This is a genomic window from Escherichia sp. MOD1-EC4550 (genome assembly GCF_963876935.1).
Taxonomy (GTDB): Bacteria; Pseudomonadota; Gammaproteobacteria; order Enterobacterales; family Enterobacteriaceae; genus Escherichia; species Escherichia coli_F.
Genome location: NZ_CAWNSE010000001.1, coordinates 20,985 through 36,759 on the forward strand (window position 1 = coordinate 20,985; position 15,775 = coordinate 36,759).

The 15,775-nt window shown below is 51.9% G+C and carries 14 protein-coding genes; 11 read left to right on the forward strand and 3 right to left on the reverse strand.

Annotated features, from left to right (window positions below):
- The first annotated feature begins 12 nt into the window (after window positions 1-12).
- From lepB to shoB, 7 genes are all read left to right on the forward strand, one after another.
- Window positions 13-987, forward strand: a complete 975-nt coding sequence (lepB, locus tag AACU19_RS00115; RefSeq protein WP_000002542.1) for a signal peptidase I — start codon at window positions 13-15, stop codon at window positions 985-987.
- A 272-nt stretch (window positions 988-1,259) separates the two neighbouring features.
- Window positions 1,260-1,940 carry a ribonuclease III gene (rnc, locus tag AACU19_RS00120; protein ID WP_001068343.1) on the forward strand — a complete coding sequence of 227 codons (681 nt, stop codon included), beginning with the start codon at window positions 1,260-1,262 and terminating at the stop codon, window positions 1,938-1,940.
- A complete protein-coding gene (gene era / locus AACU19_RS00125; RefSeq protein WP_000063883.1) occupies window positions 1,937-2,842 on the forward strand; it encodes a GTPase Era in 906 nt (301 codons plus the stop codon). The genes rnc and era overlap by 4 nt, the downstream gene beginning before the upstream one ends.
- 11 nt (window positions 2,843-2,853) lie before the next feature.
- Window positions 2,854-3,582: a DNA repair protein RecO gene (gene recO, locus AACU19_RS00130; protein ID WP_000399393.1), complete on the forward strand. Its 729-nt coding sequence runs from the start codon at window positions 2,854-2,856 to the stop codon at window positions 3,580-3,582.
- Window positions 3,583-3,593: 11 nt separating this feature from the next.
- Entirely contained in the window at window positions 3,594-4,325 is a 732-nt protein-coding gene (pdxJ, locus tag AACU19_RS00135; protein WP_010349139.1) for a pyridoxine 5'-phosphate synthase, read from the forward strand.
- Window positions 4,325-4,705 carry a holo-ACP synthase gene (gene acpS, locus AACU19_RS00140; RefSeq protein WP_000986038.1) on the forward strand — a complete coding sequence of 127 codons (381 nt, stop codon included), beginning with the start codon at window positions 4,325-4,327 and terminating at the stop codon, window positions 4,703-4,705. Before pdxJ ends, acpS begins: the two co-directional genes overlap by 1 nt.
- A 419-nt stretch (window positions 4,706-5,124) precedes the next feature.
- Window positions 5,125-5,205 carry a type I toxin-antitoxin system toxin ShoB gene (shoB, locus tag AACU19_RS00145; RefSeq protein ID WP_000128779.1) on the forward strand — a complete coding sequence of 27 codons (81 nt, stop codon included), beginning with the start codon at window positions 5,125-5,127 and terminating at the stop codon, window positions 5,203-5,205.
- Between the two features lie 193 nt (window positions 5,206-5,398).
- On the opposite strand, the gene yfhL is transcribed toward shoB, so the two are convergent.
- Both yfhL and AACU19_RS00155 read right to left on the reverse strand, forming a co-directional pair.
- The gene (yfhL, locus tag AACU19_RS00150; protein WP_001196283.1) at window positions 5,399-5,659 is read right to left on the reverse strand and encodes a 4Fe-4S dicluster ferredoxin YfhL; all 261 of its coding nucleotides are present in this window, start codon (window positions 5,657-5,659) and stop codon (window positions 5,399-5,401) included.
- A gap of 55 nt (window positions 5,660-5,714) precedes the next feature.
- A complete protein-coding gene (locus AACU19_RS00155) occupies window positions 5,715-6,563 on the reverse strand; it encodes a MurR/RpiR family transcriptional regulator (RefSeq protein ID WP_001013779.1) in 849 nt (282 codons plus the stop codon).
- Between the two features lie 208 nt (window positions 6,564-6,771).
- Between AACU19_RS00155 and yfhb the strand changes: the two genes are divergently transcribed.
- Complete coding sequence (gene yfhb, locus AACU19_RS00160) at window positions 6,772-7,407, forward strand: phosphatidylglycerophosphatase C (RefSeq protein ID WP_105277906.1); 636 nt, start codon at window positions 6,772-6,774, stop codon at window positions 7,405-7,407.
- Between the two features lie 57 nt (window positions 7,408-7,464).
- Window positions 7,465-7,968, forward strand: coding sequence for a tRNA adenosine(34) deaminase TadA (gene tadA / locus AACU19_RS00165; protein WP_206748650.1), 504 nt, complete (start codon window positions 7,465-7,467; stop codon window positions 7,966-7,968).
- On the opposite strand, the gene mltF is transcribed toward tadA, so the two are convergent.
- A complete protein-coding gene (gene mltF / locus AACU19_RS00170) occupies window positions 7,965-9,521 on the reverse strand; it encodes a membrane-bound lytic murein transglycosylase MltF (protein ID WP_105277908.1) in 1,557 nt (518 codons plus the stop codon). The genes tadA and mltF overlap by 4 nt on opposite strands.
- Window positions 9,522-9,778: 257 nt before the next feature.
- On the opposite strand from mltF, the gene purL reads away from it, so the two are divergent.
- A complete protein-coding gene (gene purL / locus AACU19_RS00175; RefSeq protein ID WP_105277909.1) occupies window positions 9,779-13,666 on the forward strand; it encodes a phosphoribosylformylglycinamidine synthase in 3,888 nt (1,295 codons plus the stop codon).
- 576 nt (window positions 13,667-14,242) lie between these two features.
- Window positions 14,243-15,670 (forward strand): two component system sensor histidine kinase QseE/GlrK, encoded by a 1,428-nt coding sequence (qseE, locus tag AACU19_RS00180; protein ID WP_105277910.1) that lies wholly within the window; start codon window positions 14,243-14,245, stop codon window positions 15,668-15,670.
- Window positions 15,671-15,775 lie beyond the last annotated feature (105 nt).

Sequence of the window (15,775 nt, forward strand, 5' to 3'; positions counted from 1 at the left end):
TTAGGAGTTGGCATGGCGAATATGTTTGCCCTCATTCTGGTGATTGCCACACTGGTGACGGGCATTTTATGGTGCGTGGATAAATTCTTTTTCGCACCTAAGCGACGGGAACGTCAGGCAGCGGCTCAAGCGGCTGCTGGTGACTCACTGGATAAAGCAACGCTGAAAAAAGTTGCGCCGAAGCCAGGTTGGCTGGAAACCGGGGCTTCTGTTTTTCCGGTGCTGGCTATTGTATTGATTGTGCGTTCGTTTATTTATGAACCGTTCCAGATCCCGTCAGGTTCGATGATGCCGACTCTGTTAATCGGTGACTTTATTCTGGTAGAAAAGTTTGCTTACGGCATTAAAGATCCTATCTACCAGAAAACGCTGATCGAAACCGGTCATCCGAAACGTGGCGATATCGTGGTCTTTAAATACCCGGAAGATCCAAAGCTTGATTACATCAAGCGTGCGGTGGGTTTACCGGGCGATAAAGTCACTTACGATCCGGTTTCAAAAGAGCTGACGATTCAGCCGGGATGCAGTTCCGGTCAGGCGTGTGAAAACGCGCTGCCGGTCACCTACTCAAACGTGGAACCGAGCGATTTCGTTCAGACCTTCTCGCGCCGTAATGGTGGGGAAGCAACCAGCGGATTCTTTGAAGTGCCGAAAAACGAAACCAAAGAAAATGGAATTCGTCTTTCCGAGCGTAAAGAGACTCTGGGTGATGTGACGCACCGTATTCTGACAGTGCCGATTGCGCAGGATCAGGTGGGGATGTATTACCAGCAGCCAGGGCAACAACTGGCAACCTGGATTGTTCCACCGGGCCAATACTTCATGATGGGTGACAACCGTGACAACAGCGCGGACAGCCGTTACTGGGGCTTTGTGCCGGAAGCGAATCTGGTAGGTCGGGCAACGGCTATCTGGATGAGTTTCGATAAGCAAGAAGGCGAATGGCCGACTGGTGTGCGCTTAAGTCGTATTGGCGGCATCCATTAATAGCTTATCTTCGTTCACGTTGTCGCCGTTATGGCGACAACGTGAATTATTTATGAGATAAATCTCCCGTGGCTAACGACATCCCCCGTCGTTGTGTATAGAATATTCCCCCGAAGTTTAAGGTTGGCACCTCCAGGTTGCCACGGCACACGAAACAGCGTTGGTCCCCATATACCGGTAAACTGAAACTGCAGCGAAGCAGTTAGCAGAGCCATGTATATCAGGTCTGTTTCGTGTGCTGAATTGTTGACGCATTTATTTATTGGTATCGCATGAACCCCATCGTAATTAATCGGCTTCAAAGGAAGCTGGGCTACACTTTTAATCATCAGGAACTGTTGCAGCAGGCATTAACCCATCGTAGTGCCAGCAGCAAACATAACGAGCGTTTAGAATTTTTAGGCGACTCTATTCTGAGCTACGTTATCGCCAATGCGCTTTATCACCGTTTCCCTCGCGTGGATGAAGGCGATATGAGCCGGATGCGCGCCACGCTGGTCCGTGGCAATACGCTGGCTGAACTGGCGCGCGAATTTGAGTTAGGTGAGTGCTTACGTTTAGGGCCAGGTGAACTTAAAAGCGGTGGATTTCGTCGTGAGTCAATTCTCGCCGACACCGTCGAAGCATTAATTGGTGGCGTATTCCTCGACAGTGACATTCAAACCGTCGAGAAATTAATCCTTAACTGGTATCAAACCCGTCTGGACGAAATTAGCCCAGGCGATAAACAAAAAGATCCGAAAACGCGCTTGCAAGAATATTTGCAGGGTCGCCATCTGCCGCTGCCGACTTATCTGGTAGTTCAGGTACGTGGCGAAGCGCACGATCAGGAATTTACTATCCACTGCCAGGTCAGCGGCCTGAGTGAACCGGTGGTTGGCACAGGTTCAAGCCGTCGTAAGGCTGAGCAGGCTGCCGCCGAACAGGCGTTGAAAAAACTGGAGCTGGAATGAGCAACGATAAAAGTTACTGCGGATTTATTGCTATCGTCGGACGTCCGAACGTTGGCAAATCCACATTGTTGAATAAATTGTTGGGGCAGAAAATCTCCATCACCTCCCGCAAGGCGCAGACAACTCGTCACCGCATTGTGGGGATCCATACTGAAGGCGCGTATCAGGCGATCTACGTCGATACCCCAGGCCTGCATATGGAAGAAAAACGCGCCATTAACCGCCTGATGAACAAAGCGGCGAGCAGTTCCATTGGCGACGTTGAGCTGGTGATTTTTGTCGTTGAAGGCACCCGCTGGACGCCGGACGATGAAATGGTGCTCAACAAACTGCGCGATGGCAAAGCGCCGGTAATCCTCGCGGTGAACAAAGTGGATAACGTGCAGGAAAAAGCCGATCTGCTGCCGCATTTACAGTTCCTGGCAAGCCAGATGAACTTCCTCGATATCGTGCCGATCTCTGCCGAAACCGGGCTGAATGTCGACACTATCGCGGCAATCGTGCGTAAGCATCTGCCTGAAGCGACCCATCACTTCCCGGAAGATTACATCACCGATCGCTCACAGCGTTTTATGGCGTCTGAAATCATCCGCGAAAAACTGATGCGTTTCCTCGGCGCTGAACTGCCGTACTCCGTGACCGTGGAGATCGAACGTTTCGTCTCTAACGAACGCGGTGGTTATGACATCAACGGTTTGATTCTCGTTGAGCGTGAAGGGCAGAAGAAGATGGTTATTGGCAACAAAGGGGCCAAGATCAAAACCATCGGGATTGAAGCGCGTAAAGACATGCAGGAAATGTTCGAAGCGCCTGTTCACCTTGAGCTGTGGGTAAAAGTGAAATCCGGTTGGGCCGACGACGAACGCGCACTGCGCAGTCTCGGTTACGTTGACGATCTTTAAGAGTAACTCCGATGGAAGGCTGGCAGCGCGCATTTGTCCTGCATAGTCGCCCGTGGAGCGAAACCAGCCTGATGCTGGACGTCTTCACGGAGGAATCGGGTCGCGTGCGTCTGGTTGCCAAAGGCGCACGCTCTAAACGCTCTACTCTGAAAGGTGCATTACAGCCCTTCACTCCTCTCTTGCTACGTTTTGGCGGGCGTGGCGAAGTCAAAACGCTGCGCAGTGCTGAAGCTGTCTCGCTGGCGCTGCCATTAAGCGGTATCACCCTTTACAGTGGTTTGTACATTAACGAACTTCTCTCCCGCGTGCTGGAATACGAGACGCGCTTCTCTGAACTCTTTTTCGATTACTTGCACTGCATTCAGTCTCTTGCAGGTGCCACTGGTACGCCAGAACCCGCGCTGCGCCGCTTTGAACTGGCACTGCTCGGTCATCTGGGTTATGGCGTCAATTTTACCCATTGTGCGGGTAGCGGCGAGCCGGTAGATGACACCATGACGTATCGTTATCGCGAAGAAAAAGGGTTTATCGCAAGCGTCGTTATCGACAATAAAACGTTCACTGGAAGGCAGTTAAAAGCGTTAAACGCGCGGGAATTTCCTGACGCAGACACACTACGCGCCGCGAAACGCTTTACCCGCATGGCGCTTAAGCCGTATCTTGGCGGTAAACCATTAAAGAGCAGGGAACTGTTCCGGCAGTTTATGCCTAAGCGAACGGTGAAAACACATTATGAATGATGAGGATTGTCATGGCTGAATTACTGTTAGGCGTCAACATTGACCATATTGCAACGCTGCGTAACGCACGTGGTACTGCTTACCCGGATCCGGTGCAGGCGGCGTTTATTGCTGAGCAGGCGGGGGCGGATGGCATTACCGTGCATCTACGTGAAGATCGTCGCCACATTACCGACCGCGACGTGCGCATCCTGCGTCAGACGCTGGATACCCGCATGAATCTGGAGATGGCGGTGACCGAAGAGATGCTGGCGATCGCCGTTGAGACAAAGCCGCATTTTTGCTGCCTGGTACCGGAAAAGCGTCAGGAAGTCACGACCGAAGGCGGCCTGGACGTTGCAGGGCAGCGTGACAAAATGCGTGATGCCTGCAAACGTCTGGCGGATGCCGGGATTCAGGTTTCTCTGTTTATTGACGCCGATGAAGAGCAGATCAAAGCCGCGGCAGAGGTTGGCGCACCGTTTATTGAGATCCACACCGGTTGCTATGCCGATGCCAAAACTGACGCTGAACAGGCGCAGGAGCTGGCGCGCATTACGAAAGCCGCGACCTTTGCCGCAAGTCTCGGTCTGAAAGTTAACGCTGGTCACGGTCTGACCTATCACAACGTGAAAGCCATTGCCGCCATTCCTGAGATGCACGAACTGAATATCGGTCATGCCATTATTGGTCGTGCAGTGATGACCGGACTGAAAGATGCGGTGGCAGAAATGAAGCGTTTGATGCTGGAAGCGCGTGGCTAATGGCAATATTAGGTTTAGGCACGGATATCGTGGAGATCGCTCGCATAGAAGCGGTGATCGCCCGATCCGGTGAGCGCCTGGCTCGCCGCGTATTAAGCGATAACGAATGGGAAATCTGGAAAACGCACCACCAGCCAGTGCGTTTTCTGGCGAAGCGTTTTGCTGTGAAAGAAGCGGCAGCAAAAGCGTTTGGCACCGGGATCCGCAATGGTCTGGCGTTTAATCAGTTTGAAGTATTCAACGATGAGCTCGGCAAACCACGGTTGCGGCTATGGGGTGAGGCGTTAAAACTGGCGGAAAAACTCGGCGTTGTAAATATGCATGTAACGCTGGCAGATGAGCGCCACTATGCTTGTGCCACGGTAATTATCGAAAGTTAAAATAATATCGTTCTCTTTAAAAAGTAAAACCCCCGAACTGGTAAGGAACGGGGGTTTTACTTTACAACTTTAATTTTGTGCAGCACACGATTCCAACAAAAATGATTATGGATCAATTTCGTTATCCTGTACAAGCAACTTGCAATCTTTAGCATAAAAACTCGAGCCTTTACGAAGAAATCGATATTGATGAAAAGATTAACGTGACCGCTTTTTGATAAGTACATTAGAATCGGCGTCGTTATTGGATATTTTGCTGTGTTCTACGCCATGCCACTGAATTCCCCCATTGAAACGAGTGGTGTCGTCAAAGCTCTGGTGTGGAGTGCGGCACTCGATTCCAATAACTCGCACGTTCAGTTTTGGGGAGATGTAAGGGCTAATCTGAACGGCTGCATTCCTTGTTTAAGGAAAAACGAATGACTGATTGCCGATACCTGATTAAACGGGTCATTAAAGTCGTCATTGCTGTTTTACAGCTGATCCTTCTGTTCTTGTAACACCAGGAAACGTACTTAAGGCGCGTCAGGTTAACCAGCCAGGCGCGCCTTTAATAATTAGACGTAAGTGTCGGCGTATATATTATCGGAATTCATTTAATGAATATATTCATTAATGACATCATGAAAATGAATATGTAACTTTCGCTTTTATACGAGCAATTAAGCAATATCCTGCTCATAGAGCAAAATATTAAATTTTATCCGCGTGGTGCATCAGCACAAATTTATCCCACAACTGTTCTTCTGTCTCGACATGCGCCGGATCTTTCACAATAGTATTAGGGATCGGGCACACCTTCTGGCAGGTTGGTGTCTCGTAGTGCCCTACGCACTCGGTACACTTATCGCTGTTAATCTCGTAGATATGATCGCCCATTGAAATCGCCTCATTCGGGCATTCGGGTTCACACATATCACAATTGATGCATTTTTTAGTGATTAACAGCGCCATAAGGAAACTCTCAAAACAACACAAACCGGGCGGGCATTATACGCGCATTCTTTACTCAAACCAGTTTTTTCACCAACGCTTCACTATGACGAATACGTTCTGGTGCCAGTTCCAGATCCTGCTGAATCAGCGCAATGAACAGTAAATCCGTTAACATTCCCTGAGCGTGACAAGCAGAGATTGAAGCACTGTTTGTCGCTTGTTCTTCGGCAATGGTATACAGGCAATGAGAAGCACGCTGTTGCAGGGCATTGGGAGTAAAGCCGGTAATCGCCAGCACTTTTCCGCCCACTCGCAGCATCTCATCTGCCGCCAGGTTTAACTCGCGTCGTACACCGGTGTAGGATATGGCTAATAACAGATCGTCAGGGGACGACGCCTGTACTGTAGCGAGTAGCGCATGCATATCGCGCACTGCGGCAGCATTGAAGCCAATCTTCATCAGCTTCCAGGCAAAGTTTTGCGCCACCAGACCCGAAGCGCCAATACCGGTCAGAATTATCCGCCGTGCAGAGCGCAACATTGTTACGCATTCATGCAGTTTCTCTTCACTATTAACATTTAGCGTTGCGTACATAGCGGCAGTATTTTCTTTAATCAGTTTTTCGCCGACCAGCCGTAACGGATCATCACCGCGGATTTGGTTATGAATGGGCACGGAGGGAGATTCCGGCTGGCTTGCCAGCGCTTCACTCAACGCCAACTTAAGTGCCGGAAAACCTTTATAGCCGAGTTTTTGCGCGAACTTCACGACGCTGGACTGACTGACTCCGGCTTCGTTGGCCAGTTGCTGAGAGCTTAAATGGCGCGCCGTATCAGGTTGTAGCAGCAGATAATCCGCCAGTTTTTTATCACTCTGGGCAAGCCCCTGGTAACGCTGACGGATACGAAGTAAGCCGTTCATATCTTTCCTCGCGATGAAATAATGGCGACAACAGGCAATATGAGACACACGCGGGTGAATTTTATATTCCATTGCTGCTAATTGCCATGAATTAAAAATTCCAGATAGCCATGATGCAGTCGATTGTTGCCGGAAAAGTGATGATCTATCTGTTAGGCTATGTAGTAGCGAAGATTAATCAGGATGTTTCAGTCCAGAGGAGTATGGTTTGGCAACTCACGAGCGTCGTGTGGTGTTTTTTGACTTAGATGGAACATTGCATCAGCAGGATATGTTCGGCAGTTTTATGCGTTATTTACTGCGTCGCCAACCGCTGAATGCATTACTTGTCCTGCCGTTGTTGCCGGTCATTGCCATCGCGTTATTGATAAAAGGTCGTGCAGCACGCTGGCCGATGAGTCTGCTTCTTTGGGGATGCACTTTTGGTCACAGTGAAGCGCGCTTACAAGCGTTGCAGGCCGATTTTGTGCACTGGTTTCGCGACAATGTTACCGCTTTTCCGCTGGTTCAGGAGCGATTAACCACCTACCTGTTAAGTTCCGATGCTGATATCTGGTTGATTACCGGCTCTCCGCAGCCGCTGGTTGAAGCGGTTTATTTCGATACGCCCTGGTTGCCGCGGGTTAATCTTATTGCCAGTCAGATCCAGCGGGGTTATGGCGGTTGGATATTGACGATGCGTTGTCTGGGACATGAAAAGGTCGCACAACTGGAGCGCAAAATTGGCACGCCGCTGCGGCTGTACAGTGGCTATAGCGACAGTAATCAGGACAACCCGCTGCTTTATTTCTGCCAGCATCGCTGGCGGGTAACCCCGCGTGGTGAACTCCAGCAACTGGAATAGAGTAAAGCATAGCGTACGTGTATAATGCGCCGCGCTTTTATAATCGGAGTTTTCTTTTTGACTGAAGTCGAATTTAGCCACGAATACTGGATGCGTCATGCATTGACGCTGGCGAAGCGTGCCTGGGATGAGCGGGAAGTACCGGTCGGCGCGGTATTAGTGCATAACAATCGGGTAATCGGCGAAGGCTGGAACCGTCCGATTGGTCGACATGATCCCACCGCGCATGCAGAAATCATGGCTCTGCGGCAGGGCGGTCTGGTGATGCAAAATTATCGTCTGATCGACGCCACATTGTATGTCACGCTTGAGCCATGTGTGATGTGTGCCGGAGCGATGATCCACAGTCGTATTGGTCGCGTGGTCTTTGGTGCGCGTGACGCGAAAACGGGCGCTGCGGGATCTTTAATGGATGTGCTGCACCATCCGGGTATGAATCACCGAGTGGAAATTACAGAAGGAATACTGGCGGATGAGTGCGCGGCGTTGCTCAGTGACTTCTTTCGCATGCGCCGACAGGAAATTAAAGCGCAGAAAAAAGCGCAATCCTCGACGGATTAATTTTGTTTCTCTTCACTCCCTTTCCTCGAAAACAGCAGAGAGGGAGAGTGGGTCAAATAGTTTGATGACGACTGGGAAAGAAACGAGAGAAAAGGAAATTTCTCTTTGCCCAGCTCCGTTGGCGATACTGCCGGATAATCCTGCGCCAGTTGCATCGCCGCTTCTGTAGCCTGCTTCTCTTTCTCTTGCAGATAACCCACCAGGCTAATCTGATACTTACGAATATTTTCGACATAAGCGTAGGCTTCATGCCCACGTGCGTAGCCGTAAGTCAGCTTGCTGTAATAGGGTTTCTGGCTAAGTAAAGGCAGGCGCTGTTTCACGTCAGCCCAACTGTCAGGATTACCTTTAGTTTTTGCCGTCAGGGCGCGGGCATCCAGCATATGCGCATAGCCCATATTGTACGCGGCGAGGGCAAACCAGATCCGTTCGTTCTCCGGCACACTTTCCGGCACTTTACTCATCATATCCTGCAAATAACGCACGCCGCCGCTGATACTCTGTTCGGCATCGGTACGATCCGTAATGCCGAGGCTTTGCGCGGTATTTTTGGTTAACATCATCATGCCGCGCACGCCCGTCGGTGAAGTGGCCTGCGCATCCCAGTGCGATTCCTGATAAGCAATAGCGGCCAGCAAACGCCAGTCAATTTCTTCGGCGTACTTCTCAAACAGCGGTTTCAACTGCGGCAGTACGGTATCGACGGCGCGTAAAAACGTGCGCGTATCGACGTAATCAAAATCATCGCCATGCCCCAGGTATTTCTCTTCAATGCGTGCCAGCGTGCCGTCTTCATTCATTTCGTTGAAGAAGTCGAGCAGAGCGGCAGAAAGGGTATTATCGCCATCTAACGGGCTAAACCATGTCACCGGCTGTTCGTCGGTGATATCAAGCGCTACAGCGAGTTCCGGGTGAACGCGCTGAAACAGGCTGATGGCGACAGAATCAGCAATGGTGTAATCGAGTTTTCCTTCGATGACATCTTCCATTAGTTCTGCTGAGCCTTTTTTGTCGTCTACCTTCCAGCTTAATTCCGGGAATTTTGTTTCTTTCAGGGTCTGGAGATCGTTAACCACCACATGGCCTGGTGCGATGGTAAGTTGCTCCGCTGTCAGATTGCCCAGCGTACGCGGGCGATACTGACCCACTTTATAAACCAGTTGTTGTGACACGGAATAGTAGGTAGGGCCAGGCTGATAGTTTTTTACCCGCTCACTGTTATAAACCAGTCCTGCAGCCAGCAGATCGGCGTTGCCGTTATCGAGGTCGTCAAACAGCTGGCTGATATTCTGCCGCACGGTCACTTTCAGTTTTACGCCGAGGTACTCGGCAAACTGTTTCGCCAGTTCGTAATCCAGGCCAAAAGGTTTCCCGTTGATTTCGTTATAAGTCAGTGGGGTATGAATAGTGCTCACACGCAACTCTCCCCGCGCTTGAATGGCGGCGATACGGTTGTCGGCTTTACCAAACCAGGGAATGGATGGCCAGAGAGCGACCGCGAGCAGCAGTGCCAGAATGCCGATGAACAGATAATTAATCTTTAATTTTTTCAATTAGTTAATTCTCTGTGTCGTGCGCATCCCAGCTTGAAAAAACGTAATAATAGTGAAAGGTTTACTCATAAATGAGCGGCATTTTGCGTAAACCAGCGCCAGTTAGCAACTTATTACAGCCATTGGCGGCACGCGTTGCTAATTCACGATGGTGATTTTATTTCCACGCAAACGGTTTCGTCAGCGCATCAGATTCTTTATAATGACGCCCGTTTCCCCCCCTTGGGTACACCGAAAGCTTAGAAGACGAGAGACTTATGATGGAAATTCTGCGTGGTTCGCCTGCATTGTCGGCATTCCGAATCAACAAACTGCTGGCACGTTTTCAGGCTGCCAGGCTCCCGGTTCACAATATTTACGCCGAGTATGTCCATTTTGCTGACCTCAATGCGCCGTTAAACGATGATGAGCACGCACAACTTGAACGCCTGCTGAAATATGGCCCGGCACTCGCCAGTCATGCCCCGCAAGGCAAACTCCTGCTGGTGACCCCGCGTCCTGGTACCATCTCTCCCTGGTCTTCGAAAGCGACCGATATCGCCCATAACTGCGGGCTGCAACAGGTAAACCGCCTTGAGCGCGGCGTTGCTTACTATATAGAAGCCGGTACGCTGACCCATGAACAATGGCAGCAGGTGACCGCTGAACTGCACGACCGTATGATGGAAACGGTCTTTTCTGCTTTAGATGATGCAGAGCAGCTGTTTGCACACCATCAACCGACTCCGGTCACCAGCGTTGATTTGCTGGGGCAGGGCCGTCAGGCGCTAATCGACGCTAACCTGCGTCTTGGCCTGGCACTGGCGGAAGATGAAATTGACTATCTGCAGGATGCATTCACAAAGCTGGGTCGTAACCCGAACGACATCGAGCTGTATATGTTCGCCCAGGCGAACTCTGAGCACTGCCGTCATAAAATTTTTAACGCCGACTGGATTATCGACGGTGAACAGCAACCGAAATCGCTGTTCAAGATGATCAAAAATACCTTCGAAACCACGCCGGATCACGTTCTTTCTGCTTATAAAGATAACGCCGCCGTGATGGAAGGTTCCGAAGTGGGCCGCTACTTTGCTGACCACGAAACGGGCCGCTACGATTTCCATCAGGAACCGGCGCACATTCTGATGAAAGTCGAAACCCACAACCACCCAACGGCGATTTCTCCGTGGCCGGGCGCAGCTACCGGTTCCGGCGGTGAAATCCGCGATGAAGGTGCCACCGGCCGCGGCGCGAAGCCGAAAGCTGGCCTGGTCGGTTTCTCCGTATCCAACCTGCGTATTCCTGGCTTTGAACAACCGTGGGAAGAAGATTTCGGTAAGCCTGAGCGCATTGTCACTGCGCTGGATATCATGACCGAAGGCCCGCTGGGCGGCGCGGCATTTAACAACGAATTTGGTCGTCCGGCACTGAACGGCTACTTCCGTACCTATGAAGAAAAAGTGAATAGCCACAACGGCGAAGAGCTGCGCGGGTATCACAAACCGATCATGCTGGCGGGTGGGATCGGCAACATTCGCGCCGATCACGTACAAAAAGGCGAGATCAACGTCGGTGTGAAACTGGTCGTTCTCGGCGGCCCGGCAATGAACATCGGTCTTGGCGGCGGCGCGGCCTCTTCCATGGCCTCCGGCCAGTCTGACGCGGATCTCGATTTCGCGTCCGTTCAGCGCGATAACCCGGAAATGGAACGTCGTTGCCAGGAAGTGATCGACCGCTGCTGGCAGCTTGGCGACGCGAACCCGATTCTGTTTATCCACGACGTCGGCGCAGGCGGTCTTTCTAACGCCATGCCGGAGCTGGTGAGCGACGGCGGACGCGGCGGTAAATTTGAACTGCGCGATATCCTGAGCGACGAACCGGGCATGAGCCCGCTGGAAATCTGGTGTAACGAATCCCAGGAACGCTACGTGCTGGCCGTTGCTGCCGATCAGTTACCGCTGTTTGACGAACTGTGTAAGCGTGAGCGCGCACCGTACGCGGTGATTGGTGAGGCCACCGAAGAATTACATCTTTCTCTGCACGATCGTCATTTTGATAATCAACCCATCGATCTGCCGCTCGACGTACTACTTGGCAAAACGCCGAAGATGACCCGCGATGTGCAAACGCTGAAAGCGAAAGGCGACGCGTTGTCCCGTGAAGGGATCACCATCGCTGACGCGGTGAAGCGTGTGTTACATCTGCCGACTGTGGCGGAGAAAACCTTTCTGGTGACCATCGGCGATCGCAGCGTAACCGGCATGGTGGCGCGCGATCAGATGGTGGGTCCGTGGCAGGTGCCGGTCGCTAACTGCGCAGTCACTACCGCCAGCCTCGACAGTTACTACGGTGAAGCGATGGCAATAGGCGAACGTGCGCCAGTTGCACTGCTGGATTTCGCCGCTTCTGCCCGCCTGGCGGTCGGTGAAGCGTTAACTAACATCGCCGCTACGCAGATTGGCGATATCAAACGCATCAAACTTTCCGCTAACTGGATGGCGGCAGCAGGTCATCCAGGTGAAGATGCGGGCCTGTATGAAGCCGTTAAAGCGGTGGGCGAAGAGCTTTGTCCGGCGCTGGGCCTGACGATTCCGGTGGGTAAAGACTCCATGTCGATGAAAACCCGCTGGCAGGAAGGTAACGAAGAGCGCGAAATGACGTCGCCGCTGTCGCTGGTGATTTCTGCATTTGCCCGCGTGGAAGATGTGCGTCACACCATCACGCCGCAGCTTTCTACCGAAGATAACGCACTGCTGCTGATTGATCTGGGCAAAGGCAATAACGCGCTGGGCGCAACGGCGCTGGCGCAGGTTTATCGTCAGCTTGGCGACAAACCGGCAGATGTACGCGATGTCGCGCAACTGAAAGGCTTCTATGATGCGATTCAGGCGCTGGTTGCACAGCGTAAGCTGCTCGCGTATCACGACCGCTCTGATGGCGGGCTGGTGGTAACGCTGGCGGAAATGGCCTTTGCTGGTCATTGCGGCATTGACGCGGATATCGCCACTCTGGGTGACGATCGCCTGGCGGCGTTGTTTAACGAAGAACTGGGTGCGGTGATTCAGGTTCGAGCCGCTGACCGTGAAGCAGTTGAAGCGGTACTGGCACAGCATGGGCTTGCTGATTGCGTCCATTATGTTGGGCAGGCGGTTTCCGGTGACCGTTTTGTGATTACCGCCAACGAGCAGACTGTATTCAGCGAAAGCCGCACTACGTTGCGTGTCTGGTGGGCAGAAACTACCTGGCAGATGCAACGCCTGCGTGACAACCCGGAGTGTGCCGATCAGGAACATCAGGCGAAATCTAACGACGCCGATCCGGGCCTGAATGTGAAACTGTCGTTTGATATCAACGAAGATGTGGCAGCACCGTATATTGCCACCGGTGCGCGTCCGAAAGTTGCCGTGCTGCGTGAGCAGGGTGTGAACTCGCATGTTGAAATGGCGGCAGCTTTCCACCGTGCAGGCTTCGATGCAATCGATGTGCATATGAGCGACCTGCTGGCTGGACGCACGGGCCTGGAGGATTTCCACGCTCTGGTAGCGTGCGGCGGTTTCTCCTACGGTGACGTGCTGGGTGCTGGTGAAGGTTGGGCGAAGTCTATCCTGTTCAATGACCGTGTACGCGATGAGTTTGCAACCTTCTTCCACCGTCCGCAAACGCTGGCGCTGGGGGTATGTAACGGTTGCCAGATGATGTCTAATCTGCGTGAACTGATCCCGGGTAGCGAGTTGTGGCCACGTTTCGTGCGTAACACCTCCGATCGCTTTGAAGCGCGTTTCAGCCTGGTAGAAGTGACACAAAGCCCGTCGCTGCTGTTGCAAGGGATGGTGGGTTCGCAGATGCCGATTGCTGTCTCTCACGGCGAAGGACGCGTGGAAGTGCGCGATGCGGCGCATCTGGCGGCACTGGAAAGCAAAGGGCTGGTGGCACTGCGCTATGTCGATAACTTCGGCAAAGTCACTGAAACCTACCCGGCTAACCCGAACGGTTCTCCGAATGGTATTACGGCGGTCACGACTGAAAATGGTCGAGTCACCATTATGATGCCGCACCCGGAACGTGTTTTCCGTACTGTCAGTAACTCCTGGCATCCGGAAAACTGGGGCGAGGATGGCCCATGGATGCGTATTTTCCGCAATGCGCGTAAGCAGTTGGGGTAAGTCGTCAAACTATTGGTTTTGCTGCCCGGATGTGGCATTCACGCCGCATCCGGCATTAAACGCCGACCACTATCATAAGCTCCCAGCTCCGGGAGCTTTTTTTGTGTCTGTAAATCACGACAATGGGTGGTTTACCGTGTCGCTTTTTGGCGACATTTAATTGATTGATTTTATTTGGATCTAATAAATTTATCTTAAGGTGTCTCTTTTTAGCGACATAATGGCTGATTTACACCCAAATAGCGAAGAAGTCATAAATCCATCAAAACAACGTATAATCAGTACGTTACCAAACTATTTTATTTATTGGCACAGTTACTGCATAATAGTCATCAGTGGCTCATTCACCGACTTATGTCAGCCCCTTCGGGACGTGCTACATAAAATTCGAATGACGCACAACAAGGTGCCTGCCGTCCAACTTCTGATATCAGCTTAGCTATATCAACCCTCGGGCGAAACGTCGAGTTAGGCACCGCCTTATTCCATAACAAAGCCGGGTCATTCCCGGCTTTGTTGTATCTGAACTTCCCCTCGGTTAGCATCAGGCTATTCGCGTCTGACGAGAGTAACACCTTGAAACGCTGGCCCGTTTTTCCCCGCTCATTACGACAACTGGTAATGCTGGCATTTTTGCTGATTCTGCTGCCCCTGTTGGTGCTGGCATGGCAAGCCTGGCAAAGCCTGAATGCGCTTAGCGATCAGGCGGCGCTGGTTAACCGCACTACGCTTATTGATGCCCGGCGCAGTGAAGCGATGACCAACGCGGCGCTGGAGATGGAGCGTAGCTACCGTCAGTATTGCGTGCTGGATGACCCAACCCTGGCGAAGGTTTATCAAAGCCAGCGCAAGCGTTATAGCGAAATGCTCGATGCCCACGCAGGCGTACTGCCGGACGATAAACTATACCAGGCATTGCGTCAGGACTTGAACAATCTGGCTCAACTTCAGTGTAACAACAGCGGTCCCGATGCTGCCGCCGCCGCGCGTCTGGAAGCCTTTGCCAGCGCCAATACCGAAATGGTACAGGCCACGCGCACAGTGGTGTTCTCTCGTGGACAGCAGCTTCAGCGTGAAATCGCCGAACGTGGGCAATATTTTGGTTGGCAATCGCTGGTGTTATTTCTGGTAAGTCTGGTGATGGTGCTGCTCTTCACGCGGATGATTATCGGCCCGGTGAAAAATATTGAACGGATGATCAACCGTTTGGGGGAAGGGCGTTCTCTGGGCAATAGCGTTTCGTTCAGTGGACCGAGTGAGTTACGCTCGGTTGGGCAACGTATTCTTTGGTTAAGTGAGCGCCTGTCATGGCTGGAATCCCAACGTCATCAATTTTTAAGACATTTATCTCATGAATTAAAAACCCCGCTGGCGAGTATGCGCGAGGGCACTGAATTACTGGCTGACCAGGTTGTCGGGCCGCTTACGCCCGAGCAAAAAGAGGTGGTGAGCATCCTTGATAGCAGCAGCCGCAATTTGCAAAAACTGATCGAACAACTGCTTGATTACAACCGTAAACAGGCGGACGGCGCGGTGGAACTGGAGAAAGTAGAGCTGGCACCGCTGGTGGAAATGGTGGTTTCTGCTCATAGCCTGCCCGCGCGGGCTAAAATGATGCATACCGACGTCGTTCTCAAAGCAACAGATTGCCTGGCGGAGCCAATGCTACTGATGAGCGTGCTGGATAATCTTTACTCCAATGCGGTGCACTACGGGGCTGAATCCGGTAACATTTGTATTCACAGCAGTTTACATGGCGCACGGGTTTATATTGATGTCATCAATACAGGCACACCCATTCCGCAAGAGGAACGCGCCATGATCTTCGAACCCTTTTTTCAGGGAAGTCACCAGCGAAAAGGGGCGGTGAAGGGCAGCGGTCTGGGATTAAGTATTGCCAGGGATTGTATTCGCCGTATGCAGGGGGAACTGCATCTGGTCGACGAGAGCGGGCAAGAGGTTTGCTTCCGCATTGAATTACCGTCGTCGAAAAACACGAAATAATGTTAAGAGCCTATCCCATCAGGCTATTTTATTTGCCAGTTTGGCCCCGTGCAGTGCTCGAAATCCTTACGTACTACGTGTACGCTCCGGTTTCTCCGCGCTGTC